22 protein-coding genes are annotated in these 25,946 nt (G+C 72.9%); 12 read left to right on the top strand and 10 right to left on the bottom strand.

The window, feature by feature from the left end:
- Nucleotides 1-149 precede the first annotated feature (149 nt).
- The 4 genes from HF526_RS30805 to HF526_RS30790 all read right to left on the bottom strand — a co-directional run bounded on the left by HF526_RS30805 (nucleotide 150) and on the right by HF526_RS30790 (nucleotide 5,086).
- Nucleotides 150-1,982: a transglycosylase family protein gene (locus tag HF526_RS30805; protein ID WP_239029354.1), complete on the bottom strand. Its 1,833-nt coding sequence runs from the start codon at nucleotides 1,980-1,982 to the stop codon at nucleotides 150-152.
- A gap of 48 nt (nucleotides 1,983-2,030) precedes the next feature.
- Entirely contained in the window at nucleotides 2,031-3,188 is a 1,158-nt protein-coding gene (locus HF526_RS37175; protein ID WP_211178055.1) for a glycoside hydrolase family 16 protein, read from the bottom strand.
- 88 nt (nucleotides 3,189-3,276) lie between these two features.
- Complete coding sequence (locus HF526_RS30795) at nucleotides 3,277-4,362, bottom strand: MinD/ParA family ATP-binding protein (RefSeq protein WP_169385173.1); 1,086 nt, start codon at nucleotides 4,360-4,362, stop codon at nucleotides 3,277-3,279.
- Between the two features lie 10 nt (nucleotides 4,363-4,372).
- Nucleotides 4,373-5,086 (bottom strand): hypothetical protein, encoded by a 714-nt coding sequence (locus HF526_RS30790; RefSeq protein ID WP_420821671.1) that lies wholly within the window; start codon nucleotides 5,084-5,086, stop codon nucleotides 4,373-4,375.
- Between the two features lie 551 nt (nucleotides 5,087-5,637).
- Here HF526_RS30790 and HF526_RS30785 point away from each other — a divergent pair.
- The 7 genes from HF526_RS30785 to HF526_RS30755 all read left to right on the top strand — a co-directional run bounded on the left by HF526_RS30785 (nucleotide 5,638) and on the right by HF526_RS30755 (nucleotide 12,903).
- Nucleotides 5,638-6,150, top strand: coding sequence for a hypothetical protein (locus tag HF526_RS30785; RefSeq protein WP_169385171.1), 513 nt, complete (start codon nucleotides 5,638-5,640; stop codon nucleotides 6,148-6,150).
- A 32-nt stretch (nucleotides 6,151-6,182) separates the two neighbouring features.
- The gene (locus HF526_RS30780) at nucleotides 6,183-7,364 is read left to right on the top strand and encodes a DUF6545 domain-containing protein (RefSeq protein WP_169385170.1); all 1,182 of its coding nucleotides are present in this window, start codon (nucleotides 6,183-6,185) and stop codon (nucleotides 7,362-7,364) included.
- 15 nt (nucleotides 7,365-7,379) lie between these two features.
- On the top strand, nucleotides 7,380-7,907 hold the full coding sequence (locus tag HF526_RS30775) for an ImmA/IrrE family metallo-endopeptidase (RefSeq protein WP_169385169.1): 528 nt from the start codon (nucleotides 7,380-7,382) through the stop codon (nucleotides 7,905-7,907).
- 422 nt (nucleotides 7,908-8,329) lie between these two features.
- Nucleotides 8,330-10,012, top strand: a complete 1,683-nt coding sequence (locus HF526_RS30770) for a hypothetical protein (RefSeq protein ID WP_169385168.1) — start codon at nucleotides 8,330-8,332, stop codon at nucleotides 10,010-10,012.
- A 356-nt stretch (nucleotides 10,013-10,368) separates the two neighbouring features.
- Nucleotides 10,369-11,118, top strand: a complete 750-nt coding sequence (locus HF526_RS30765) for a VIT1/CCC1 transporter family protein (RefSeq protein ID WP_169385167.1) — start codon at nucleotides 10,369-10,371, stop codon at nucleotides 11,116-11,118.
- A gap of 210 nt (nucleotides 11,119-11,328) precedes the next feature.
- On the top strand, nucleotides 11,329-12,414 hold the full coding sequence (locus HF526_RS30760; protein ID WP_211178054.1) for a substrate-binding domain-containing protein: 1,086 nt from the start codon (nucleotides 11,329-11,331) through the stop codon (nucleotides 12,412-12,414).
- A 63-nt stretch (nucleotides 12,415-12,477) separates the two neighbouring features.
- Complete coding sequence (locus tag HF526_RS30755) at nucleotides 12,478-12,903, top strand: PaaI family thioesterase (protein WP_169385165.1); 426 nt, start codon at nucleotides 12,478-12,480, stop codon at nucleotides 12,901-12,903.
- 3 nt (nucleotides 12,904-12,906) lie between these two features.
- Here HF526_RS30755 and HF526_RS30750 read toward each other — a convergent pair whose 3' ends face one another.
- The 4 genes from HF526_RS30750 to HF526_RS30735 all read right to left on the bottom strand — a co-directional run bounded on the left by HF526_RS30750 (nucleotide 12,907) and on the right by HF526_RS30735 (nucleotide 17,898).
- On the bottom strand, nucleotides 12,907-13,464 hold the full coding sequence (locus HF526_RS30750; protein ID WP_169385164.1) for a cysteine hydrolase family protein: 558 nt from the start codon (nucleotides 13,462-13,464) through the stop codon (nucleotides 12,907-12,909).
- Nucleotides 13,440-15,194 (bottom strand): MFS transporter, encoded by a 1,755-nt coding sequence (locus tag HF526_RS30745; RefSeq protein WP_169385162.1) that lies wholly within the window; start codon nucleotides 15,192-15,194, stop codon nucleotides 13,440-13,442. Before HF526_RS30745 ends, HF526_RS30750 begins: the two co-directional genes overlap by 25 nt.
- Nucleotides 15,191-15,640 carry a MarR family winged helix-turn-helix transcriptional regulator gene (locus HF526_RS30740; RefSeq protein ID WP_169385160.1) on the bottom strand — a complete coding sequence of 150 codons (450 nt, stop codon included), beginning with the start codon at nucleotides 15,638-15,640 and terminating at the stop codon, nucleotides 15,191-15,193. The genes HF526_RS30745 and HF526_RS30740 overlap by 4 nt, the downstream gene beginning before the upstream one ends.
- 74 nt (nucleotides 15,641-15,714) lie before the next feature.
- Nucleotides 15,715-17,898 carry an FUSC family protein gene (locus HF526_RS30735; RefSeq protein WP_169385158.1) on the bottom strand — a complete coding sequence of 728 codons (2,184 nt, stop codon included), beginning with the start codon at nucleotides 17,896-17,898 and terminating at the stop codon, nucleotides 15,715-15,717.
- Between the two features lie 149 nt (nucleotides 17,899-18,047).
- Here HF526_RS30735 and HF526_RS30730 point away from each other — a divergent pair, with 149 nt between their 5' ends.
- Nucleotides 18,048-18,506, top strand: a complete 459-nt coding sequence (locus tag HF526_RS30730; RefSeq protein WP_169385157.1) for a hypothetical protein — start codon at nucleotides 18,048-18,050, stop codon at nucleotides 18,504-18,506.
- On the opposite strand, the gene HF526_RS30725 is transcribed toward HF526_RS30730, so the two are convergent.
- On the bottom strand, nucleotides 18,487-18,915 hold the full coding sequence (locus HF526_RS30725; RefSeq protein ID WP_169385174.1) for a YchJ family protein: 429 nt from the start codon (nucleotides 18,913-18,915) through the stop codon (nucleotides 18,487-18,489). The genes HF526_RS30730 and HF526_RS30725 overlap by 20 nt on opposite strands.
- An 11-nt stretch (nucleotides 18,916-18,926) precedes the next feature.
- A complete protein-coding gene (locus HF526_RS30720) occupies nucleotides 18,927-20,624 on the bottom strand; it encodes an ABC transporter substrate-binding protein (protein WP_169385155.1) in 1,698 nt (565 codons plus the stop codon).
- A gap of 166 nt (nucleotides 20,625-20,790) precedes the next feature.
- Between HF526_RS30720 and HF526_RS30715 the strand changes: the two genes are divergently transcribed.
- The 4 genes from HF526_RS30715 to HF526_RS30700 form a co-directional block, all read left to right on the top strand.
- Nucleotides 20,791-21,777 (top strand): DODA-type extradiol aromatic ring-opening family dioxygenase, encoded by a 987-nt coding sequence (locus HF526_RS30715; protein WP_169385153.1) that lies wholly within the window; start codon nucleotides 20,791-20,793, stop codon nucleotides 21,775-21,777.
- Nucleotides 21,777-22,571 (top strand): SDR family oxidoreductase, encoded by a 795-nt coding sequence (locus tag HF526_RS30710; RefSeq protein WP_169385152.1) that lies wholly within the window; start codon nucleotides 21,777-21,779, stop codon nucleotides 22,569-22,571. Before HF526_RS30715 ends, HF526_RS30710 begins: the two co-directional genes overlap by 1 nt.
- 48 nt (nucleotides 22,572-22,619) lie before the next feature.
- Nucleotides 22,620-23,603: a cyclase family protein gene (locus HF526_RS30705; protein ID WP_169385150.1), complete on the top strand. Its 984-nt coding sequence runs from the start codon at nucleotides 22,620-22,622 to the stop codon at nucleotides 23,601-23,603.
- Between the two features lie 97 nt (nucleotides 23,604-23,700).
- Nucleotides 23,701-25,946 (top strand): xanthine dehydrogenase family protein molybdopterin-binding subunit (locus HF526_RS30700; RefSeq protein ID WP_169385148.1); only part of this gene is annotated, 2,246 nt, incomplete at its 3' end.

Raw genomic sequence — 25,946 nt, 5'->3', positions numbered from 1 at the left:
ATCGTCGTGATCCTCTCGGTGAGTTCCTTGGTCGGTACTCATCAAGATCACGCGGTGGCCGTCTCACGTCACGACGCCACGCCGCTCACCAGCGAGGGACTCGTACACCACCTCCGGGGACGCAGCCTACCGGGGCGATCAGGCCGCGATCATTGGGGCAGCCCCAGCTTCTGCGAGCAGGCCGGCCAGGATCCGTAGCCGCCACGGGCGTCGCGGACCTTCTGCGCAACGGCGATCTGCTGATCCTTGGTGGCCTTGTCGGCGCTGGGTGCGTACCCGTCGCCACCGAACGCCTTCCAGGTGGCCGGATCGAACTGCAGGCCGCCGCTGTACCCGTTGCCGGTGGAGACGCTCCAACGCCCACCGCTCTCGCAGCCGGCGAGCCTGTCCCAGGTGCCGATGTCGGCCCCCGGGTCGGCGCCGGTGATGCCGGGGTCGGGGTGCGCCGCCGGATTCCCGGCCGGTGCCGGAGCCTGGGCGGGTGGGGGCTGCTCGGCTGCGCCTGCGTTGCCTCCGTCGCCGGCGTTGCCGGACGGTTGCGACCCGGCGGTCCGGTCGCCCTCGCCGGCCTGACCGGCACCGCCGGGGTCATCCGAGGCCTGGCCGCTCTGCCCGGTCTCCGACGAGCCCTGGTCGCCACCCCGGCTCCCGGTCTGGTTGCTCTGACCGGAGTTGCCGTTCCGGGCGGGCGGCGAAGGGTCGGCGATGATGCCGGCGCTCGCGAGCTTGTCGGTCAGCTCGCGAGCGGTCGGATCGTCACCGGCGCGTGCGAGCTGGTCGGCGAGCTCACGGGCCTGCTGCTCCCACCCCGACTGCTGCGCGCCGCCGGGCTGCTGGTCGTTCGCGCTCGAATCCGGGCTGTTGCCGCCGTCGGCAGACGCGGACCGGTCGGACCCCGGCCCCGCGGTCGACGCCTGCCCGGGGGAGCTCGCCGTGCCGGCGCCGGTGGCGTCGGTGGAGACACCGGTGTTGTCGTCGGCCTGGCGGCCGCGGTCGACGTTGTTGCCGTTCGAGCCGTCCGCCTGGTCGGTGGTGACGGCGTCGGGGCTGCCGGCCGGCGAGGCGGTGTCCGGCACCGGTCCCGGCGAGGTGGCCGGGGTGGAGCCGGTGACCCCGATCGCGGCGAGCTTGCCGGCCAGCTGCTCGGCCTCGGGATCGTTGGCCGCCTGCAGCGTGTCCACCAGGTCCCCGGCCTGCCGTTCCCAGCCCGCTGCGCCACTGCTGCCGGGGCCGGAGGTCTGCGCTGCGGCGGTGGGGCCGGAGGTCAGCAGCGGCGCGCCGGCTTGCGCCGCGCCGCCACTGACCTGGGTGTTGCCGGCCTGCTCCCCGGGGCCGGCGCCGCACACCTGGACCCCCGGCGACGTGTCCGAGGACGCGCCCGACACCGTGCTCCCGCTGCCGCCGTCGGAAGCGGTGGCGGTGTCCGGTTCGATGCGGCTGATCGCCCCGGCCGGCGTCGGACCGGTGCCCGCGGCGGCGGCGTTCGGCGAGGCCTGGGCAGGGTCGGGGACGGCTGCGGGCGCCGCGGGTCGCGGCGTGGACGAGGTGGGGACGGGGTAGAGCAGATCAGCCGGGGTGGGGGAGAAGCCCGCTCCGGCGAGGGTGACCGCGACCTGCATCGCCCGCGGGTCGCTGGAGGCGGACGTGAGCCCGTCGGCCAGGTCGTAGGCCTGCTGCTTCCACATCTGCTGCGCGCGGGCCGGGGTGATGCCCATGGACCGGATCTCCTGGCCGAGGTCGGCCGCGCGGTTGTCGCCCACCACGCGCAACAGCTCGGTGACCAGCTCCCGCGCCTGCTGCAACAGCTCGGCCGCCTGTTCCGGGGTCAGCTGCCGGGTGCCGCCCCCGTACGAGGACGTGTCCTGCCGGCAGACCGAGTACGCCGCTGATGCGACGGGAGCCGAGGTGGGGGCGAGCGCGGCGGTCGGTCCGGCAGCGAGCGCGGCGGTCACGGCCAGCGCTGCGACGGGGGAGATGGGCATGTCACTGCTCTCCTGGAGGTCAGGGTGTCCGAAGTAGACGAACAGGGCTCAGGAACCGGACGTGGACGAGTCGGCGCCGGCGGATTGCGGGTCCGGCGGAGCGGGTGCGCCGGAACCCGATGACCCGGGCGAGGTCCCGGAGGCGGTGAGCGGGTACTGCCTGACCCAGGCGACTTGCTCCTGGCCGCCGCCCTGGGCGGAGCCGTCGCCGGGGAAGTAGTCGAGCTGGATGCACAGGTGCATCGGTCCGGGCGGGAACTTCGAGGTGTCGGTTGTGGACCACCACTGCCGGCCGTCGACGAACGCGGTGATCTTCTGCGGGGTCCACTCCAGGGCCCAGTTGTGCCACTGGGTGGCGTCGATGTTCAGCTGGCCGTGGAGCTGGGAGTTGTCGGCGCCGTAGTGCATGAAGACGTCGGTCTTCTGCCTCGTGGGGTCGCCGATCTCCATGAAGTCGATCTCGCCGCCGAGCGGGAAGTTCTCCGCGTCGGGCCACAGCAGCAGCAGCGAGTGGTAGGCGGGCGCGCCGGCCGGGGACTTCACCCGGGCCTCCCAGCGGCCGTACTTCTGCCCCGGGGTCCAGGCCATGCCCTCCGACGTGCCGGCCGAGTCGCCGGTGATCGTGAGCAGCCCGTTCAACAGGTTGATCGCGCTCGGGGAGCGGCGGCCGTTGCCGGCGTGCCCGGGGCCGTCGTAGAGGCTCCAGCCGTCGGTCCCGGCGCCGGTGGTGAAGTCGGACGTCCGGTCCGGGGCGCCCCAGCCGAACGTCTCGGCGGCCGTGGTGCCGTCGCCGCCGGTGCCCGGGCCGGACCCGCCGTCGCCGCCGGTGCCCGGGCCGGACCCGCCGTCGCCGCCGGTGCCCGGGCCGGACCCGCCGTCGCCGCCGGTACCCGCGCCGGACGAGCCCGCCCCCGCGCTCCCCGGCGACGTCGAACCGGTGCCTGCGGACGCGCCGGTACTCCCGGAACCGGATCGGCACTGCTCGGGCAGGAAGTCCGGCCTGCCCACGCCGGAGTCGCCCAGCAGCGCACGCAGTTGCACCGCTCGACTGTTCGGCACGCCGGTGAGCTCCTCGTAGAGCCGCACCGCCGAGAGCCGCCACGCACACCCGGCGTCGGGCGCGGCATCGGCGGAGGGGGCGAGCGCGGCGGTGAGGACGAGCGCGGCGGTGGTGGCAGCGGCGAGGGTGCACAGGCGGGCGCGCACGGGTCAGCTCCGTCCCGGGGTCGAAGGGGTGGCCCGGCCTGGCGTGGAGGCCTGGGGGCATCCGGCGGTGATCATCCCGACGTGCACGTCAGCCTCGCTCCTCGGCGAAGCCGACCGGCACCGGGTAGTCCCAGCTGAAGGCCTCGGCGATGTGCGCGGCCAGAGTCAGTGCGGCGTCACGGGTGCGCTCGCGCAGCTGATCGAGTTGGATGAGCCCGCCTTCGGCCAGGTGCGGATCTCTCGGGATCTCCACCACGGCGCGGCAGCGGGCGGCGAAGTGCTCGATGACCATGGACCGGTCGATGCTGCGGGACTCCCGGTCGCACGAGAGCACGACCACCGCGTCGCGGACGAGTTCGTCGAAGCCGTGCGCGATGAGCCAGTCGAGGGTTTTGCTGGCCCGGCCCCCGCCGTCGATGGTCGGTGCGCCGACGATGACCAGGCTCCGGGTCGCCTCCAGCGCTCCGGCCATCGCGGAGTGGATCAGCCCGGTGCCCGAGTCGGTGATGACGATGTTGAAGAAGCGGCTCAGGGCGGCGAGCACCTTGCGGTACTCGTTGCGGCTGAACGCCTCGCTCATCGCCGGGTCCTGTTCGGAGGCCAGGACCTGCAGGCGGCCTGCGACGTTCAGGTAGGTCGAGATGTCGGCCAGGGACCGGAACGGGTCCAAGTCCTCGCGGGAGATGAGGTCCCGGATCGTGCACCGCACGGGATGGCCGAGCAGCCTCTCGGCCAGGGTGCCGGCATCGGGGTTGGCGTCCAGCGCGATGATCCGGTCTCCGCGGTACTCGGCCAGGGTCAGTCCGAGCAGGGAGGACACAGTCGTCTTGCCGATGCCGCCCTTCATGCTGGCCACGGTGATCGTGTGCCAGCCCGCGAGCGGGGCGCGGACATGCGCGAGCTTGGCCAGCCGATCCGCCTCCGCGGCCGACGGTCCCGGGTTCCATCGACCCCGGGTCGCCGTGTAGATCGCGCCGCGCAACCCCCGGCGCGGGCGGGTGCTGTGACTGCGGGCGAACAGTTGCCGCGAGAGCGCATCCGCGCTGTGCGTCAGGAACCCCGGGCCGGCCGCCGGATGAGCCGGTGGGGCGTTGCCGGTGGGGACCCGCCAGGGGCTGAGCGCCGGATCATCCGCCCACGACGACGCCGCCCGGCTGTGGATGTTCTGCATCATCTGACCTCGATCAGCCGTCGCCGCGGTCGGGGGCAGGGCCGATGTCCACCACCAGCCGCCCGGTGCGGTCGCGGCGGATGGGCGGTGCGATCCGCGCCCAGTGCGAGGCGCCCGGCCGCCAGCCCGCGGCCTCGGGTGGGGGAGCGCAGGACGGGCCGACGGCGCTGAGCGGCGGCTCGACGGGACCCGCCGGCGGCCCGGCGTCGACCGGGTGCGGGCAGGTGCGGAGGTAGCTGACAACCCGGGCGGTCACCTCGACGACGACCGCGCCGCCGGGGGTGCGCAGGGTGCGTCCCGGCAGCACCACCTCCGCGCGTTGCCTGCCCACGCCCGACCAGCCCAGGGCCGCCGTCGCGGGGTCGGCGAGGTACTCGCGCAGCACCTGTGCCCGCCGGGACGGGTCGTCCTCGTCCCAGGACAGGTAGTCCGCGGCGAACCGGGCCGCGAACGCCGAGGCTTCGGCGTCCCCGATCGGCTCCAGCGCGGCGACCGACCGCTCCAGCACCCCCTCTCCGCCCGAGGCCGTGCCGGCGGTGGGCGGCGCGACCGGTTCGCCGAGGTGTCCTGGTGCGGGTAGGCGCGGCGGCGTCGCCGCATGCGCCGCGTTGCGGCCGTTGCGGGGGCGGTCGGGGACAGGCCAGGGGCCCGCGGCCGGAGGGGTCCACAGCCGGGATCCGTCCACCCCGCCGATCGGGGTGCCGGCCTGCATCGGCTTCACCGGCATCACGCCGGCCGCCCACGCGGTGCGGTGGCCGGACGCTGCCGGTGGGTCCTCGGCAGCGGCATGGACGGGATCGGGCCGGACCCCCGGCAACGATGTCACCCGCATTGCGACCGGTTCCGGGGGCTCACCGGTCGGGCTGTCGTCGCCCTCCGGTGCGATGTCCCATCGCGAGGCCCCCCATGGCGATGCCTCCCGTCGCGAGGGCTCGCACCCGTCGCGCGGGTCGTCCGCAGCAGCCTCGTCACAGTCCGACCACGGATCCGGCACAGGCCTGACAGGCGGTGCGCTGGGGCCCGGAGCCACCAGCCAGGCCGGCGGCCGCGCAGGCTCGCGCCCGGCCCTGCGACCGAATCCTCTCACCATCACCTACCGCCCGCCTCGTCCTGTGACCATCTATGGCCACAACTGTTGGATCAGGAACGTATCGTGTGACAACGACTGTTGCCAAGTACGAGATCGGTCGTAGGCTTCGGCGGGTTGTGACGCCGGATGTGGCAGCGGAAGTAGGCTGAGCAGCCACGACCCCGCGCCCGCCGGAAGGGGAGGATCAGGTGCTGACGTTCGCGGATCGGCTCAACCTGCTGTTCCGCGCGTTCCTGCGGCCGCCGGACGAGCGGGGGGAGCGCAAGGAGTGGAGCAACCTGCAGGTCGCCCGCGCTGCGGAGACCGTGCACGGCCGGTCGGTCATCACCCGCGAGCACCTGAGGATGCTGCGCAACGGGGAGCGGCCCCGGCCCTCGGTCGAGACCGCGGCCGCCATCGCCCGGGCGTTCGAGTTCCTCTCCCAGTCCGAGCCCGAACCGGGCAGGGCCAGCGCGATCGTCGCCTACCTGGCCATCGACCCCACCGAGGCCAGCCCGGACGAGGTCGCGCAGGTCGAGTCGATCCACCAGCAGTTGGCCCGGGCGGTCGACATGCGGGAGAACAAGCTGCTCGGGCTGATGGCCCGCCTCGGTGACCTGGAGGACCCGGAGTCGCTGGACGAGATCCGGGAACTGGTCACCCGGCTGGAGGACAAGGAACGGTCCAGGCGCGGCGGGTTCCTGCGGCGCCACCGGCGATGACCGGACACGACCACCGGCGGGCCGGGTAGTCGATGCCGGCCGTGGTCGTCGAGAACGTCTACCGGGGCATAGCGGTGGCTCTCTGGGTCGCGGTGCTCCGGCGCGGGCTGCGTGCCTCGAAGCTGGGTGCGTCGTGGTGGGCGAGCGTGCTGCTGGCCCTGGTCGCCACGCTGAAGATCGGCTCGAATGCCGAGTTGTTCGACCGGCTCACCGGGCACGTGTGGCTCAGCGTCCTGGTGGCCAACCTCGCCGCCGCGGCAGCCGCCGCGCTGGTGGTCGGTTCCCAGCTGGTTGCCGCGCGACCCCCGGGTCGCCGTGGCCGCCGGCTGGTCGCCGTAGCGCTGGTCGTCGTGCTCGTGGTGATGGCCGCGACCTGGTTCGCCTCCCCGCTGCACACCCCGCCGGGGCCGGGAGAGACCTGGATCCCGCGCGTCGTGCTCGGTGATGCGGCGATGGCCACGCACTGGCTCGTCTACCACCTGTTCCTGCTCGCGCTCGCGGCCACCTTCCTGTGCGCCGGGGTGCGTGAGATCCGGGAGCTCCCGGCCGGGGTCTCGCGGCAGGCCCTGGTGCTGGTCGCCGCGTCCTCGCTCTGCGCGGCGGCCTGGGCCGGGGGCGCGGTGGTGGTGCAGGCCGGGGAGTTGCTCGGCCGCCCGTTCCCGCCGCCGGCGACGGTGCTGCTCAACGGGTTGCTGGTGGCGTTCTTCGCGCTGTTCCTCGCCGGGATCTGCCTGCCGGTCCTGCGCGCTGCGCGGCGGCGCCATGACCCCGAGCAGGTGCGCCGCGACGTCACGCGTCTGTGGCAGTGGCTGACCGGGCGGCCGTCCGGCGATCACCGCAGGATCATCACCGATGACGAGCTGTTCGGGCTGCTGGTCGAGGTCCGGGACCGGATGTGGTTGTTGCAGCAATGGGTCGGCCGCGACCAGCTCAGCGCCGCGGCCGGCGTGGCGCGCCGGCTGGGCCTGGTCGGCGAGCCCGGCCGGGCCTTCACTGCCGCGGTCTGTCTGGAGATCGGGCTGACCGCGCTCGCCGCGGACGCCGACCGAGCGGCCGACCCGGCCGACCTGAGCCGGCTCGGGGGCGGGCAGTCGGAGAAGCAGGAGGCCCTGTGGCTGGCCGAGGTGCAACGCGCCCGGACCCTGCACGACGCGGCGGCCGCGGCGGTCCTGCTGCTGCCCCCCGAAGGCGCCACCCGGTTCGCCCCGTCATGACAAGCTGGGCGGGCCATGACGATTTCCGATGAGGAACTGGTGCGCCGCTGCCGCGCCCGCCTGCGCGCGGCGCTGCCGGACCCGCCGGCCACGCTCGAGCAGGTGCGCACCGCCCTGCAGGACCACCGTGGCCGCGCCATCGACCTCGTCGTCGCGGAGCCCGACGGGCTCACTCTCCCGTCCGGGCTGTGGCTGCAGCTGCGTGACCGTGACGTCGTCTGGGTCGACCGGCGCACCAGCCCGATGCACCGCACCGTCGTGGCCTGCCACGAGTTCGGGCACATGGTCTGCGGGCACGAGCCCGCGTCGTTCGACGAGCAGGCCGCCGAGTCGCTCCGGACGCCGATCCAGACCCTGGCCGGTGAGAAGTTGCGGCTGTCCCCGGCCCACATCACCGCGATCATGGGTCGCTGCGGTGAGGCGCACCCACCCGGCTCGCCGGACTGGCTGCGCGAACGCGAAGCGGAGATCACCGGGCACCTGCTCGCCCAGCGGCTGCTGCGTCACCGGGGCGGGTTCGCCCGGTCTCTCGACGGCCTCTGATCACCGACGCGACCGTCGGCGACGGCTCCGCGGGATCGTCCGTGGGCGACGCCGCCCGGCTGTTCACCACGCCGCCGATCGGTATTCACCGTGCCGCCGCAAGTGCGCCATGCCGAGCCGAGTTCCGCCGGAACCGCCCGTCCCATGCTGTTCCCGCAGCGCGGACGAGGGCTGCTGCAAACGGGACTTCGACGACGGCGATCTCACGCGGAGCTACGGGTACGCGCACGCTCGGATCCCTCACAAGAGTGAGTTGCTCGTCCAGTGAGCGGTGCGGCTCCTACGTTTCGTAATGATCCACGTGCCGATGCAGAAAGTGTCGCTGAGCAGGGGATTTCTCCGTCACGCCCTCGTTCCGTTCACCGGGGAAATGAGCGAAGATCTTGCTGAGGAGTGGAGCCGTGCGCGGCGGAGGAGGAGACGTGGGCGAGCGACCGCAGTGCGCCCTGCCCGGCTGCGACCGTGTGGTCCCGGCCAGCGATGCGGGCCGTCCGCCGCGGCGCTACTGCTCCCCGGAACACCACGCCCAGGCCCGGCCGGTCGCGGGTGGAAGCGGCCGGTCCAGGATGGACTCGCTCACCGCCTTGAGCGGGTTGCCGCCGACATCGACGCGTCACCGCTCCGGCGCCGGCCGGCCGATGGCCAGCGCGCGTGACGTGGCGAACCTCCGGGACCAGTTGGCCGCCCGCGCCGCCCGTTCCCGTCGGCAGCGGCTGGTCGCCGTCGTCGGGGTCGCCGGCGTCCTGGTCGCCGGGGCCGGATGGTTCGGGGTCGACAAGGTCATCGAGCACCTGGACCCCGCCTATGCGCCCCGGACGGTTCAGCCCGCGACCTGGACCACCCAGGCACAGGTCACGCTGGCCTCGATCAACAAGCAGCTCGACACGATAGCCCAGACCAAGGTGGTGTGGGAGAGCCGGATCGCTCCCCGTTACCGGGGAACCGTGCCCACACAGGTCAGCCAGATGCTCGACCGGGAGGCGCTGCTCGAACAGCAGAAGGCCGCCATCGAGTCCCAGCTCGCGACCGCCCGCCAGGTCGGTCAGGTCCACAGCCAGCTCACCGACCTCGGCCGGCAGCTCGAGGCGATCGAGTCCACCCTCGACGAGCTGCCCCCCGGCAACCTCAGTCCCGACCAGGCGCTGGTGCTGCAGGCCCTGCAGAACCGCCGTGACCTGCTGCAGCAGGACCGGCAGGCCAAGCAGGCCGAGCTCACCCGGCTCGAACAGGGCGTGCAGGCGGCCGAGCGCACACCGCTGCCCGCCCCGGCTGATCAGACGACCCCGGTCACCCGGGCCGTGCTCGACCTCGACAAGCACGGCCCGGGCCGGCCCAAGCCGGACGGACCGCCGCAGCCCGAGGTCCTGGCCGCCGGCCGCGACGACCGCCGCCATCAGCAGACGGCCACCACCAGTCAGCCCCTCGATCCCCGTAAGGAGCCGATCCCCGACCGATCCAACATGGGTCCCGACGGCAAGCCGACCGACACGGTCACCACGGCCGTCCGTGACGTCGGCAGTTCGGCCAGGGACGCCGTCGGTGGCGTGGGCAACGCCGCGAAGGACACTGTCGGTGGCGTGCGCAACGCCGCGAACGACACTGTCGGCGCGATCGGCCACGCGCTCTCCGGGGGTGGATCCGGCGGTGGCGATGGCAGCCGCAGCGAGTCGGGATCAGGATCCGGTGGCGGTGGGAGCCGCTCGGAGCCCACGCCGAGCGGTTCGGCCGGCACGGTCGAGAGCACCGTCGACACGGTGACCACCCCGGTTCGTGAGGTGGCCGGCCAAGGTTCGAGCTCGGCCCCGTCGTCGAGCAGCCGGTCCGGAAGCAGCAACTCCCGGAGCACCCCCGGCGACAACGCTGGCAGCGGAGTGGGAGCTTCCGGGGGCTCGAGCGTCGAGCAGCAGTTGCGCATCGCCCGCCAGGTCGTCGATGCGGTGCCGGGAATGGCCTTCACGCCGGCGGACGCCGCGATCTCCTCTGCCGAACAGACGTACAACTCCGGTGGCAGCTCGTCATCGAGCCCCGGTGGCGACAGTTCCCCGGCCGGCGGCAACTCGTCGTCCGGGGGCGGATCCGGGGCTTCAGCCGGCAGCGGCATGTAGGTCGTGTCCTGCGGCCGGCCACCGTGGACCGGGAGGCCGCCGGGGCGGCGCCGGACTCCATGCCGTCATCGCGTCGTCGCAGCCGGCCACGGTGAGCCCGGATCCCGGTGATGATGGTCACCACATGGGCCGGAGTGCGCTGCGTTCCGGAAGGGTATGCGCGGGCCGGGCTCGGTCCGCATCCCGCGGCGACGCGGTGGTTCGAGCCGAAAGCCCTGGTCGGGGACGATGTCGGCGGGCGACGTCGGGCGCCGTGCGCCGCCGAAGGAACGTTCGCCTGTGCCACACGCAGGCGAGCTGGCACTTCGTTGAGCCAAGGCTCGGATTGCTGGCAGCCGGCTGTGGAATGCCTGAGGATGCCCGCCGTGAGTACCTCCTCCGTCGTGACGTCGGCCGCCGATGATCTGCCCACCGTCGAACCGCACGCCGCTGCGGTGTCGTCCCGGCTGAACTGGCTGCGGGCCGGGGTTCTCGGGGCCAACGACGGAATCGTCTCGGCCGCGGGCCTGGTCGTGGGTGTCGCCGCGGCCACCCCCGAGCTCGGGCCGATCCTCACCGCGGGCGTCGCCGGGCTCGTCGCCGGGGCGGTGTCCATGGCGATGGGGGAGTATGTCTCGGTCAGCACCCAGCGCGACACCGAACGCGCGCTGCTGGCCAAGGAACGCCGCGAGCTCGAGGAGGCGCCCGAGGCGGAGCTCGCCGAACTGGCCGCCATGTACGAGGCCAAGGGCCTGCGGCCGGAGACGGCCCGGACGGTCGCCGAGGAGCTGACGGAGCACGACGCGTTCGCCGCGCACGTCGACATCGAACTGGGCATCGACCCCGACGAGCTCACCAACCCCTGGCACGCCGCCATCGCGTCGGCCATCGCGTTCACCCTCGGTGCGCTGCTGCCGCTGATCGCGATCCTGCTGCCGCCGGTGTCCGCCCGGATCCCGGTGACCTTCGCTGCGGTGCTGGTCGCGCTGGCGCTCACCGGGACCATCAGCGCCCGGCTCGGTGGGGCCGGGAAGCGCCGTGCCGTCCGGCGCGTCGTCCTCGGCGGCGCCGTCGCGATGGCCGTGACCTTCGCCGTCGGACAGTTCATCGGCCACGTTGCCCTCTGAGCCGTTGCCTCGGGGTCTCGGGGATCAGGTGCCCGGTGCGGGCCGGGCGGCAGCGCCCGAGGCCGACCCGCGCCGTGCAGGGTCACAGTCGTTCCCCTGAGATGTGTTCCGGGGTAGTGACGAGATTGCTGTCATCGTAAACACTGTCACCCTAAATCAGGCGTGGGCCAGGGTGTGACAACTCGGAGGTGCGCGGCGATGCAAGGTTCCATGACCCTCCCGCGCGAGACGAGTGACCGGCTGGAGGTCGCGTTCGTCATCCCGCGCAGTGGTCCAGCCGGAATCTTCGGGCCGTCGTGCGAGGCTTCCGGACGCCTGGCTGTCGACGAGATCAACGATGACGGCGGGGTGCTGGGCCGCGAGGTGCGGCTGCGGATCGTGGACGGAGGCCGCGCGCCGGGCCAGGTCGCTCGCGAGGTGGGCGAGCTGGTCGGGACCGGCGCCGTCCAGGCGGTGACCGGCTGGCACATCTCCGCAGTCCGTCAGGAGCTTGCCCCCGTCGTGGCGGGCCGTGTGCCCTACATCTACACACCGCTCTACGAAGGCGGGGAGAACACTCCGGGGGTGTTCCTCGCCGGCGAGACGCCGGACCGGCAGTTGCTGCCGGCACTGCGCTGGATGTCGCGGGAACTGGGCGTGCGGACCTGGTGCGTGGTCGGCGACGACTACGTGTGGCCGCGAGCGTCCGCCCGGACCGCGCGCTGGTACGCGCGGATCTCACCGGAGGTACGGATTCTGGACGAGGTCTTCGTGCCGCTGGGCACGGAGGACTTCGGACCCGCGCTGCAGCGGGTCGTGCGCAGTGGCGCGCAAGGGGTGCTCATGTTCCTGGTCGGCTCGGACGCCGTGCGGTTCAACCGGGCGTTCGCGGCTGCCGGCCTGGACCGCTGCCATGAGCGACTGAGCCCGCTGATGGAGGAGAACATGCTCCTCGCGACGGGCGCTGAGAACACCCGCGGCCTGTACTCGGCGGCAGGTTTCTTCGAGACCCTTCCGACCGGCGCCGGGTTGGACTACTCACGGCGCTACATGCGACGATTCGGTCCGCAGGCTCCGGCCCTGAACTCGCTCGGGGAATCGTGTTACGAGGGGCTGACACTGCTGGCCCGGCTGGCGGAGCGGTCGCGGAGCATGGACCTGCCCAGGCTGTGCGGGGCCGCGAACGCGCTGACCTACGAGAGCCCGCGAGGCACCGTCCGCATGTCCGGGAACCACCTGCTGCAGTCCGTCTACATCGCACGGGCCGAGGGCTTGGAGTTCGATGTCATGGACGAGCTGACGCGCGGGGCAGGGTGACCCGCCGCCACCCTGCCCCGGCCCCACCCGCGGTGTCGTCGCCGAAGCTGGCACTGTCGGCCCATGACGAACGATCCCGCTCCTGCCGATCTCGCCGACCGCGCCGCCGCAGCACTGGCCATCCCGCTGCAGGACGCCCTCGGGGCGCGGCTGATCGACCCCGCCGACCCGACCGGCGGTCTCGTGTTCCCGGTGACCGGGCTGGCGATCAACCCCGGCGGAACCCTGCACGCGGGCGCACTCGGGGCGATCCTCGAGCTCACCGGCTTCCTGGCGCTGCTGCCCGAGTTGGCCGCCACCGAGCACGCGGTGACCCATCACATCTCGACCCAGATCCTGAGTGCCGGCAGGGAAGGGGAGGAGGTCTGCGTGACCGCGACCCTGGAGCGGCGGACCCGGCGGCTCGGGTTCGTCTCGGCGACGGCCATGGCGGGGGACCGGCTCGTCGCCCGCTCGCAGATCACCAAGTCGGTGATCGAGATCCGCTGACCGTCACCTTCCGACGGCCATGACCCACTCGTCGACGGTAACGACATCCGCCTGCCGGGGGAACACCTTCCCGGTGAGCACCCGGTGCACCTCCGGGTCGGGGTCGAGGCAGCCGTCCGCGAGGACGGTGAGGCCGAAGTCCAGGTCGGCGGCTTGGCGCAGGGTGGACAGCACGACACCGCTGGTGGCGATGCCGGTGAGGACGAGGCTGTCGATCTCGCCGGCCCTGAGCACCACGTCGAGGTCGCTGCCCGCGAACGCGCTGACGCGCTTCTTGGTGACCACGATGTCGCCGGGGCGGGGCGCGACGTCCGGGTGGATCTCGGCGCCTGCGTCGCCTTCGGCGAACGCGCCGGTGTGCGTGATCGCGCTGAAGCTCTTGTTGCGGGCGCTGATCTCCGGGTGCCCGGTACGGAAACCGATGACCACGTAGATCACCGGGACGCCGGCTGCCCGGCCGGCGTCGATCGCGCCGCGCAGGCGCGGCAGGTACCCGGCGTCCTCGAAGCGGTTCACGATGCCCCGCTGCACGTCCATCACGAGGAGGGCACTGTGCGCCATGCTTGCTGTCCTTTCACTGGTCCGGCAGAGTCGCCCGATCCGGCTGTGCGGTGGCGGCCGCGCAGTGCCGAGGCGAGCGCGGCGACGAGGGCCATCGCCGTGGCCACGCTGAAGACGATCACGAGCCCGTGGTGGAACGGCCCGGAGACGAGCTCAGGGAAGAAGCGCGTCCCGGTCAGGGTCTGCACATCGTGCGCGGGCAAGGTGTCCAGCACCCCGCTGGGCGCGAGCAGGTGGCTGATCGGGTTGTTACCGAGGAAGGTGGCGAACAACGTGCTCACCGGCGGCAGGCCGGCCACCTCCTCTGCCGTCCCTGCAGGCACCCCTTGTGCCTGCAGACCACTGCTCAGCGCGTGTGGCAGCGAGCCCGCGAGGCCGGAGATCAGCAGCGAGAACGACAGCCCGATCGACAGGGCGGTCCCGGAGTTCTGGAACGTCGAGCGCATCCCGGAGGCCACCCCGCGCTGCTCCGGCGGCACACTGCCCATGATCGCCGAGGTGTTGGGGGCGGAGAACATTCCCTGCCCGATACCGCTCAGCAACAGCAGGGCCGCGAACTGCGGGTACGAGAAGTCCACCGGCAGCATGAGCAGGCCGACGAACGCGGCGGCCACCAGGACCAGCCCGCTGGTGGAGAACAGGCGCGCGCCGAATCGGTCCGACAGGTATCCGGACACCGGACCCGCGATGAGGAACCCGACGGTCAGCGGGAGCATGAACAGACCGGCCCACAACGGGGTGCGTTCGAAGTCGTAACCGTGCAGCGGCAACCAGATGCCCTGCAGCCAGATGATCAGCATGAACTGCAGCCCGCCACGGGCGATCGCGGTGAGCAGCGCCGCCAGGTTGCCGGCGGCGAAAGCGCGGACACGGAACAACCCGAGCTGGAACATCGGCTCGGCGATCCGGGTCTCGGCGACGCAGAACACGACGAGCAGCAGCACCCCCGCGCCCAGTCCGCCCAGGACCCAGGGGTTGGTCCAGCCGGTCGGACGGCCGCCGTAGGGCTGGATGCCGTACGTGATGGCGGCGAGCACGGCAGCGGCCCCCGCGGTGAAGGTGGTGTTGCCGACCCAGTCGATGCGTCCCGGCTTGCGGGAGCCGATCTCGCGCAGGCTGCGATAGGACCAGATGGTGCCGACCACCCCGATCGGGACGCTGACCCAGAACACCGCGCGCCAGTCGATGGCGGCCAGCAGGCCTCCCGCGATCAGCCCGAGGAACATGCCCGCAAGCGCTGTGATCTGGTTGATGCCGAGGGCCATACCGCGTTGCCGCGCCGGGAAGGCGTCGGTCAGGATCGCCGCGGAGTTCGCCGTCAGCATGGACCCGCCGACGGCCTGCACGATCCGGAAGCCGATCAGCCACAGCGCGCCGCCGCCACCCTGCAACGGATCGAGGGAGAGCGCGAGTGAGGCGCAGGCGAAGATCGCGAAGCCCATGTTGTACATCCGGACCCGGCCGAACATGTCGCCGAGACGGCCCAGCGCGACCACGAGCACCGCGGAGACCAGCATGTAGCCCAAGATCATCCAGAGGAGGTAGCCGATGTTGCCGGGGGCGAGTGGGTCCAGACCGATTCCGCGGAAGATCGCCGGCAGGGAGATGATCACGATCGAGCTGTCGATGGTCGCGATGAGCACGCCGAGCGTCGTGTTGGACAGCGCGACCCACTTGTAGCGCCCGCCCGTGTCGCGCCCGGCGGACCCGCCCACCCACTCGGCCTTCACAGTCGCTCCGCGACCCGGTCGAGCAGCGGCAGTACCGCGAGCAGCGTCTGGCGCTCGGCGGGAGTGAGCTCCTTTTCGAGGACGCTGGTCAGGCGGCGCACCGATTCGGAGCGCCGATCGGCCAGCACCTTGCGGCCCGCGTCCGTCACCGTCATCACCGCGCGGCGGCCGTCGGCGGCGTCCTGCCCACGATTCACCAGGCCGCGTTCCTCCAGCGCGGCCAGGGTGGTCGCCATGGCCTGCGGGCGCACCCGCTCCAGCTCGGCGAGCGCCCCCGGGGAAGCGGCACCGTCGCGGTCCAGCCGGGCCAGCACGGACACCTCGGAGAGGGCCAGGTCCCCCACGGCGTGCGCCTGCCGCACCCTGCGGGCGATACGGCCGACGGCGAGCTTCAGTGCTGCCGCGACCTCGGCGGCGTCGTCCGTGACTGGTCCGACCGCGTCCATGGATACTAACAATACATTAATCAGTTGGTTGTAATTACCCGGCGCGGGTCATCACCCGCCGGCCCCTGAGGGCCTTACCGGTTCTCGTCCAGCCGGGCGCCGGCCGACGCAGCCCGTGACTGCGTGGCCTCGTCGCGGCGGTCGAGGGCGGGGGCGAACCCGACGACCGCCTGGTCGATGCGACGCAGCAGCCGGGCCGCGCCCAGCATCTCGGCGCGCAGTCGCGAGTCGGCGGTGTGCGCCGCGTCGGCCTCTGCGGCGTCGACGAGGTCCTCCGCGGACCGGAACTCCCCGGCCGCGCGGCGCAGCAGCACCTGGCGCAGCGCGTCGAGGTTGGCCCGGACGCGGTCGGCGGCCGGTTCCAGCGTCGGCGCCCAGCCGGGCACGCGGACGCCGTCGGAGAGCCGGGCCAGGCTGCGGGCGTAATGGTCGACGCCGCTCAGTACACGCAGTGCTCGCTGGTAGCCCGACCGGCCGCGCCGCCATGGCAGCGGGTTGTCCAGCGGCTTCGCCCGTTGCCGCAGCGTGTTGAGCGCGTCGTCCATCCGCCGGGCCAGTTCCACCGGCGGGGTGTCCGGCTGCCGCCCGAGGATCCGGTCGACAGCCGTGGCCAGCACGGCGTCGGCGGTGTCGACCAGGTCGTCGAGCGCCGCGCCGAACACCTCCCGGGTTCGCCTGGGCAGGATCAGATATCCGGCGAGCATGCCCATCGCCGCGCCGACGGCGGTCTCCTCGATGCGCAGGACCAGTGTTTCGACGCTGAACTGGCCGATCAACCCGTAGAGCAGCGCGAGCACCGCGGTGATCCAGAAGGCCATCAGCGCCTGCGAGATCCGGACCAGGTAGAGCGCAAGGAACACACAGCAGAACATCAGGAGCAGGGCCACCAGATGGTGGTCGCCGACCAGGACGGCCAGCGCCATCCCCGCGATGACGCCCCCGATGGTCCCGACGACGCGCTGCGAGCCGCGACTGAGCACGTCGCCACGGCTGGTGGTGCCGGCGAAGACGACGAACGCCGCGATCACCGCCCAGTACCAGCGGGCCGGCGAGATGAGCTCGCCGACGACGATCGCGAGGCTGGTCGCCACCCCGACCTGGACGGCCTGCCGGGTGCTCAGCGGCAGACCCTCGGGCTCGCCGGCACCGGTGTCCCGGGCCGTGTCGTCAGCCGCGACCGGACCGCCCGGTTCGTGATCGGTGTGGCCGCGGCCGGGGCGCGGCGGGGTCTCGTCGCCGGCCGGAGCCGCCCCGGCCGGCCGCCCGGCCACACCGAGCGCGTCGGCCAGCCGGTGCACCGCGAAGGCCACCCGCTGGGTGCGATCCTCGTGTCCCCCGGGCTCGGCGACCAGCGCGTCGACGCTGCGCTTCGCCCCGTCGAGCAGGGTGCTGACCATTCCGGTCCGGGCCCCGGTGGCCGACGCCGCGCCGAGGCCGTGCATGCCGGCCAGCAGGGCGCGGCGGCTGTTCTCGTCGACCGGGGTGTCGTCCTGGACCAGTCGCCGGGTGGCGGCGGCCAGGCGCTCCGCGGCGAGTTCGGCGTCGAGGATGCGCAGTGCGAGGGCGTCCCCGTCATCGCGGTCGCGCTGCTCCGGGTTGTCCTCCACGAGCAACGCGGTCTCGTTGAGCCGGGTGCGGCGGCGCCGGACGTCCTGCAGCGCGTCCTCGACGTCGTCCGGCGCGGCCGCCAGCACGTGCGCGACGGCCTCGACGAGCGCGTGCAGGTGGGCGCGGAAGGCCCGGACCAACCGGTCGAGGGTCCGCTCGGGCCGCTCGGCGAACACCCAGCCGCGTAGCAACAGCGTCGAGCCGACCCCGGTCGCGGCGGCGAGCAGCAGCCACGCCAGCTGGGCCGCGGTGGCCTGCAGGAACTGGGTGAAGAAGAACGGCATGAACACGGCCATGCCGAGCGCGAATCCGCGCGGGCCGAAGCGCCGGACGTAGACAGCGATCATCATCACGACGACGAACACGACGTCGGCGACGAGCCGGTGCGGCGCCAGCAGCGTCCCGGCCGTGATGGAGGCCGCGGCCGGTGCGATCATGAGCAGCGTCGTCACCCGCCGCCGCCGGAGATCGGGCTCGTTGACCGCCAGGTTGCTGATCATCGCGAGCACCGCGGCGAACAGCACGACGGTCACCGGCTGCCCGGCCAGTGCCCGCACCCCGGACATGACGGCGGCCGCGAGCACCATCGACGCCGTCGCGATCCCGGCCAGCCGCAGCCGGACCAGGCCCGGATCGATCCCGGTCAGCATGGTGCGGAGCTCCGCACGACTCACCGACCCCCGCACCGGCGCAGTGTCGCATGTAGGCGGACGGGCGGCGGGATGTCGCGCCGGACTGTCACACTGAGCCGCTCCGCGGCGATAGTCAGGCACGGAGCTCGGATGAAGGTAGGAGAGACGTGGTCGGACGAGGTGAGCGGGCCGCGCGGGTGCTGCGCACCATGCTGGTCGGGGTGGTCCCGGTGCTGGCCGGAGCGGGTGTCGTGGTGGCGATCGGACTGGTGCCGGTCGGACCGCCCGCGACGGTCACGGTCCCGGTCGGGCAGGCCGGACATCCCGTCACCGTCATGGTGCCGGTCGCTGCGCCCTCGACCGCTCACCCGGCGACAGCGACCACGGCATCCCCGCAAGCCGCGCCGGCGGCCCAGCGCTCGAGCACGACCACGCCGCCGAGCCCGGCATCGCCGAAGGGCGCGACGGTCGTCTACACCTGCGATCTGAACGGCCCGCCGGTGTTCGGCAACCCGGCGAACCCGGATGAGATCACCAACCGGGCATGCGGTTACCTCGACGGCCAGGGCCGGGAGCGATCGCGCGACCCCTGGATCGACGGCCAGCTCACCGGGAGACCGCGCTGAGGTAGAGCCAGCGGCCGCCGGCGCGGACGAAGCGGCTGCGTTCGCACAGCATGCCGGGACGGCCGTGATCCAGATAGTGCGCGCGGAACTCCACGGTGCCCTCGGCCTCCAGCATCCCGCCGCCGGTCCGGCCGAGGATCTCCAGCCGGGTCCAGCGCTGCTCGGGGTCGAGGTCGAGGCGCCGCGGTCGTGTCGTGGGATGCCAGGTCTGCCGCAGGTACGCCTCGTCTCCCACGGCGAACGCGCTGAACCGCGACCGCATGAGCAACTCGGCCGTGGGCGCGGCCGACACTCCGGCGTGGAAGCGGCCACAGCAGTCGTCGTAGGCCTGCGGGAGGCCGCACGGGCAGGGGCGGGGCGTTCCGAGCGGGCTGGGCACGCTCACATTCTCCGGGTCCGGGTCCTCCATGGGCGGAGTGCTCATCGCGCGATGAGGCTCTCCGCGGCGATGGGGTGGCCGATGAGGTGGGCGGAGCCCATGAGCTCGATCCAGAATTCGAGCTGTTCGGGCATGGGGGCGTCGATGTAGGTGCCGACGGTGACCGCGGCACTCAACTCCGGGGAGAGCCGGGCGAATCGCGTCTGCGCACGGACGGCCAGCTCCGGCTCCCGGTCCAGTAGCCGGATGCCGTCGTGCAGTGCTGAGCGGAACGACTCGGTGACGCTGCGGTTGGCGGCGATCCAGTCGGCCCGGCCCGCCACGAAGACGTCGAGCGTGGAGGCTCCGAGCTCGGCGAGGTTGAGCACGATGCGGCCACCGTCTCGCTGGAGCAGGAGCGGGAGCGGAAGCGGGGCGGCGACCGCATCGACGACGCCGGCCGACAGGTTGGCGCGCATCTGCCCGAGGTCCATGGGCACCCACTCGATCGCCGTGGTGTCCACCCCGAGGCGGCGCAGGAGCGCATCGGAGCCGACCCGCAGGTAGCCCCGCTGGCTGGACACACCGATCCGTCGGCCGGCCAGCCCGGCCGGATCGGTGATCCCGGAGCCGGTGCCGGCGACGAGGAACAGGCGTGGGTTCTCCAGCGTGTTCAGCGACAGGCCCGCGACGGCGCGCAGGGCGAGTCCGTCGTCGACCGCGGTGACCAGATTGGGTGTGGTGGTGACGCCGAGGTCGGCCTGCGACGTCGCGAGCAGCCGCGGCGTCTGGCCGGGTCCGTTGACCGGCACCAGGGTGATCTGCAGACCGTGTCGCGCGAAGATCCCCTCCTGCGCGGCCACCCACAGCGGTGCGGTGTCGACATAGGGCATGGTGGCCACCCGGACCCGCCGCACCGGGCGGGGCACTCGCCGCGGCGCCGGGACCGCCCCCGGCCGTCTCGGCGCGGCGCCGTCCACCTCGGCCAGTGCTCGGGCGATGACCTCGGCGGTGGCCGATACGAGCCCCGCGATGCCCGTCGCCGGGATTCTGCTCACCGAGATCGACACCGACACGGCGGCGATCACGGCGCCGCGGTCGTCGCGCACGGGGCACGCCGTGGTCGTCGTCCCGGAGACCGGGTCCCGCCCGTCGTGGGCGACGCCCTCGATGGCGATGCGGTCCAGTTCGCGGGCCAGGTGCTGTACCGTGCGCAGACCCGGTGCCGGTGACCCCGGCGATGGCGACCCCGGCGATGGTGCCGGGGCGCGGAGACCGCGCAGGAACCCGTCCCGAACCTGCTGGCCGGCGAACGCGAGCAGCACCCTGCCGAGCGCGCTGTCCTGGGCAGGTGAGTGCGCCCCCGGTGACAGCGACCGGTCCACGGCGTCGCCGACGGACTCGACGCACAACACCGAGTCCTGATCGAGGATCGCGAGTGCGACCGTGCCGCCCGTTCGCCCGGCGAGGTCCTGCATCGCCGGCTGCGCGGCCCGGCGCAGGGCCTGCGGCTCGGGTGCGGCCATGCCGAGGGCGAAGAGCTTGCGACCGAGTCGGTATCCGTCGTCGGTCCTGTCCACCAGCCGGATGGCGACGAGTTCGGTGAGCAGCCGGTGTGCGCTCGGCTTGGTGACACCGCTGCGGCGGACGATGGTGGCCAGCGACACGGAGGCCTCGTCCGGCCCGAACGCGGCGAGGATCGCGGCGACCTTCCCGAGCACGCTGTTGCGGTCCGGTTCGGTCTCGTGACCAGCGGCCACGGCCTCCTCCTGTCGGGTCGGTGGCGCCGGCGGCATCCGGATTCCGCCGGGCGTCTCGCCTACCGAGACGCAGTGATTGTCCACCTCTCGATCACACCGCAGGGTGACGGGTGCAACCGGAACGGAGCTGTCCGTCCGAGCCGGAGGACCAGCCGGAGGTGTGAGGATGGCGGACGTCGTGGGCATGGTGGCCCAGTCCCACTCGCCGTTGAGATGGGCGGCGCCGCCCGTCGGGGCGGCCGATCCCGGCGCGCACTTCGTCCGCGCGGTCGACAGGTCGCGCGAGATCGTCGCCGGGCTCGGCTGCGACGTCGTCGTCCTCTTCGGTCCGGACCACTTCCGGTTCGCCTTCTACGACCTGATGCCCCCGTTCTGCATCGGCGCCGAGCGGGTCGACGGGGTCGGCGACTACGGCACACCGAGCGGTCCGCTGCCCACCGCACCCGACCTCGCGCTGCACCTCCACCGCCACGTCAGCGCCGACGGCTTCGACCCGGCGCTGTCGTTGACCATGGCGGTCGACCACGGCATCAGCCAGACCTATGCCGCCCTGTTCCCCGCCCTGGACGTCCCGCTGATCCCGATCATGCTGAACACCAGCGCTCCGCCGCTGCCCTCGCCGCGCCGCAGCCGGGAGTTCGGCCGGGCCGTCGGGCGGGCCCTGCGCGCGGCCCCGGGCGACGCCCGGGTGCTCGTCGTCGGCTCCGGCGGCCTCTCGCACTGGCCACCGCGGCTCGACGCCTTCGACGCCGATCTCCCGGCGGAGGAGCGCGAGTTCCTGCTCACCGGGCGGTCCTCGGTCGCCGATCGGGAAGCCGGCCGGCAGGAGAAGGTCAAGGCGATGGGCCGGGCCAGCGGCCGGGTCAACGCGGAGTGGGACCAGCGGGTCGTCGAGTTGATCCGCACCGGCGGAGTCGATCAGCTGGCCGGCCTGTCCGAGAACGAGATCGATCAGGCCGCGGGCAACGGCGGCCAGGAGATCCGCACCTGGATCGCCGCCGCCGCCGCGTTCACCGAGGCGACCGGGCAGCCGATCAGCTCGTGCCGGATCGACGCCGACTACGAACCGGTTCCGGGCTGGATCACCGGCATGGGAACCGTCACCGCCGTGGCGACGCCGGACGCCGTCGCACGTGTCACTGGAGGTCTGTAGTGGGTCTGGAGAACAAGGTCGTCCTGGTCACGGGATCGGCCAGCGGAATCGGCGCGGCGTGCGCGCGGGAGGCCGCCCGCCGCGGCGCCCGGGTCGTGGTCAACTACAGCCGGTCGGCCGAGGAGGCCGAGCAGACCGCGGAGACGATCCGCTCCGGCGGCGGCGAGGTGCTCGTCGTGCAGGCCGACGTCTCCTCCGACGAACAGGTCCGCAGCATGGTCAGCCGGGTCGAGCAGGCCTGGGGCGGGGTGGACGTGCTGGTCAACAACGCCGGCTACACCTCCTTCGTCGATTTCGACGATCTCGACGGGCTGACCGACGAGGTGTGGACGCGCACGCTGGGTGTGAACCTGATGGGCACCTGGTATGCCACTCGCGCTGTCGCGGTGGGGATGCGTGCCCGCGGCGCCGGTGCGATCGTCAACGTCAGTTCGGTCGGTGGCGTCACCGCCAGTGGCAGCAGCATCGCCTACGTCGTCAGCAAGTCCGGCGTGCTCACGATGACCAAGGCGCTCGCCCGCACCCTGGGCCCGCAGATCCGGGTCAACGCCGTCGCCGCCGGTTTCGTGCAGACCCGGTGGTGGGGCCGCCAGGGCTACGGCGACGCGTCGCGGGTCGAGCAGCTGGCCACCTCGGTGGCGGAGAAGACGCCGCTGCGGAAGGTGGCCGCCCCCGACGACATCGCGGACGCGGTGCTCTGGCTGGCCGACGGCGCCGCCCTGGTGACCGGGGAGACGATCCTCGTCGACGCCGGCATGCACCTGGGCGCCCCGCCCGTCTCCGGCCGGCGCTGACCGCCGGCACCCCACCCGCCGTCTCGCGTACCTCCACGAGGAAGACCCATGTCAGATCAGCACAACTCAGGGCAGCACAACCGGGGTGCCTACACCCACGCCGATGTCCACGCGCTCGCCAAGCGGCTGTCCAACTGGGGCCGCTGGGGCGCCGACGACGAGATCGGCACCCTCAATCACGTCACGCGAGAGCGGGTCGTCCAGGCCGCCGGGCTGGTGCGCTCCGGCGAGATCATCAGCCTCGCGTTGCCGTTCGACGCCAACGGACCCCAGAACGGCTCGTTCGGCCGCAACAACCCGGTGCACTACATGACGGCCACCGGCACGGACGCGGTCGGCGGCGCCCAGAACCACATGCGGGTGAGCCGGCACGCCGACGACGGGATCGTGATGCCGCTGTCCTGCGGGACGCAGTGGGACGGGCTGTCGCACATCTTCTACGAGGGCCGGATGTACAACGACCGGCCCGCGGAGCTGGTCAGCGCGGGCGGCGCCGCGCGCAACGGCATCGAGCACACCCGCGACCGCATCGTGGGCCGTGGCGTGCTGCTGGACCTGCCCCGCTACCACGGCCGCCCCTGGCTCGAACCGGGCGAGGCGATCCACCCCGCGGACCTCGACGGCTGCGTGCAGGCACAGGGCGTGCAGATCCGCGAGGGCGACTTCGTGCTGATCCGCACCGGCCAGCTCGCCCAGGTCCGCGACCGGGGCAGCTGGGGCGACTACGCCGGTGGCCCCGCCCCGGGACTGAGCCTCGACTCGGCGGAATGGTTCGCCGAGGCGGACTTGGCCGGGTACGCCACCGACACCTGGGGCACCGAGGTCATCCCCAACGAGACCCCGGACGTGTTCCAGCCCATGCACATCGTGCTGCTGGTGCATGTCGGCCTGCTGATCGGGGAGATGTTCGACCTCGAGGAGCTCGCGCGGGCCTGCGCCGCCGACGGCCGGTACGAGTTCCTGTTCGCGGCCCCCACGCTCCCGATCACCGGGGCCGTGGCCTCGCCGACCAACCCGCTGGCGATCCGCTGACCCCGGCGGTCCCGTCCGTCTCGCACCTGATCCGGCCGCCCTCCCGCGGCCGGCCGCAACGACTCGAACGTCTCAACGGTCTCAAAGGTGAGGCAGCATGACCGAACAGGCTCTGGTGGAGCCGGCTCCCGCCGGGGAGATCATCGGCTCCCGCATCCCCAAGCACGACGGCGCGCAGTACGTGACCGGCCGGGTCACCTACGTCGACGACGTGACGCTTCCCGGCATGACCCACGTCGCCCTGGTGCGCAGCTCGTTGCCGCACGCCCGGGTGCTCGGCGTCTCGACGGTCGCCGCCGCGACGCTGCCGGGGGTGGTCGCGGTGGTGACCGCGGCCGATCTGCTCGGGATCGCCGGGCCGGTGCCGCACACCTCCGACCCGGCTGCGGTCGGCGGACGGCACGTCGAGATCCCGGTTCTGGCCGGCGACCGGGTCGGCTACGTCGGGCAGCCGATCGCCGCCGTGGTCGCCGAGACCGTCGCCGATGCGCGCGCCGCAGCCGCGGCGGTCGTCGTGGACTACGACCCGCTGCCCTTCGCGCTCGACATCGACGAGGCCCTCGCCGACTCCGCGCCCCGGCTGATCCCCGGCGGCGAGGGCAACGTGCTGGTCTCCGGCGGGTTCTCCGACGGTGACCTCGAGGCGGCCGAGCGGGCCGCCGACCACGTGCTGACCGGTGAGGTGCGACTGCACCGGGCCGGCGCGGCCCCGCTGGAGACCCGTGGCTACGTCGCCGACTGGGACGACCGCGAGCAGCGGCTCACCGTGTACGCGACCGTGCAGAACCCGCATCCGTTCCGCGGTGCGATGGCCACCGCGCTCGGCCTGCCGGAGCATCGGATCCGGGTCATCGCCCCGCACCTGGGCGGCTCCTTCGGTCACAAGACCCATGGCTATCCCGAGGAGGTGCTGGTCTGTGCATTGGCCAGGAAGCTGCGGCGCCCGGTCAAGTGGATCGAGGATCGGGCCGAGTCGTTGCTGATCGGGGGCCGGGAGATGCGCGGCCGGTTCCGGGTGTCCTGCACCGCCGACGGGCGGGTCCTCGGCCTCGGCGCGGAGATCGACGCGAACCTCGGCGCCCCCGCCGGCGCACCGGGCTGGCCGATGACGCTGATGGCCGCGCTCACCCTGCCGGGCGGCTACGACGTGCCGAACTGCGCGGTCGGCTGGCGCGCCGTGGTCACCAACAAGGCGCCCTGGAACGGCACCCGCGGCTACGGCAAGGAGGTCGCCTGCCTGCTCACCGAGCACGCGATGGACCTCGTCGCCGAGACGACCGGCATCGACCCCGGCCAGGTGCGCCGCCGCAACTGGGTCCGCCCCGAGGACTTCCCCCGCGCCACCCCCTCGGGGGTGAACCTGGACAGCGGGAACTACCCGGGCCTGCTGGACCTGCTCGACGCCCACGTGGACCTGGCCGCGCTGCGCGCCGAGCAGCAGCGGGCGCGGGAGCGGGGCGCGCTGGTGGGGCTGGGCCTGGCCTTCGAGGTGGTGCCGGAGCTGGTCGACCTGCCCGGCACCCTGCTCAGCGCGCAGGACACCGCCACCGTCTCGATGGACCCGGCGGGTCATGTGAGCGTGCTGACCGGGGTGACCTCACCCGGCGGCGGCAACGACACCGGCATCGCGCAGATCGTGGCCGCCGAACTGGGGGTGCCGATCTCCGCGGTCAGCGTGATCCAGGGCGACACGGACCGGTGCCCCTACGGGTTCGGCAACGTCAGCAGCCGCAGCACCGTCTCCGGCGGGGGAGCCGCCGCGCTGGCCGCCCGGGACGTCGCTGCGAAGCTGCGGGCCGTCGCCGCCGCGATGCTGCACGCCGGCGCCGACGAGATCGTGCTGCGCGACGGGCTCGCCCGGCCGGCCGGCCGGGCGGACGCGTCGGTGCCGATCACCGAGGTCGCGCACGCGGTCTACACGCTGGGCCTCATCCTGGCGGCCGGGATCGAGCCGTCCCTCGAGGCGACCCGCAGCTACCGGCCGGGCAACATCCGGCACACCCCGGATGCGCGCGGCAACATCCAGCCCTACGCGACCTACTCCAACGCGCTGCACCTCTCCCATGTCGAGGTCGACGCGGAGACCGGGGTCATCACGCTGCACCGGCACGTCACCGTGCACGACTGCGGCACCGTGATCAACCCGATGCTGGTGGAGGGCCAGGTGCACGGCGCCGTCGTGATGGGGCTGGGCTGCGCGCTGGGCGAACAGGCCGGCTACGCCGCCGACGGAACCCCGGTCGGTACCGGCTTCAAGACCTACCTGCTGCCCCGGTCGACCGACGTCTGTGAGCTGGAGGTGCTGCACCAGCAGACGCCGACGCCCTTCACGCTGCACGGCGG

This window comes from Pseudonocardia acidicola (assembly GCF_012911935.1).
Lineage (GTDB): Bacteria > Actinomycetota > Actinomycetes > Mycobacteriales > Pseudonocardiaceae > Pseudonocardia > Pseudonocardia acidicola.
This window is presented reverse-complemented; position numbering and strand designations above follow the sequence as displayed.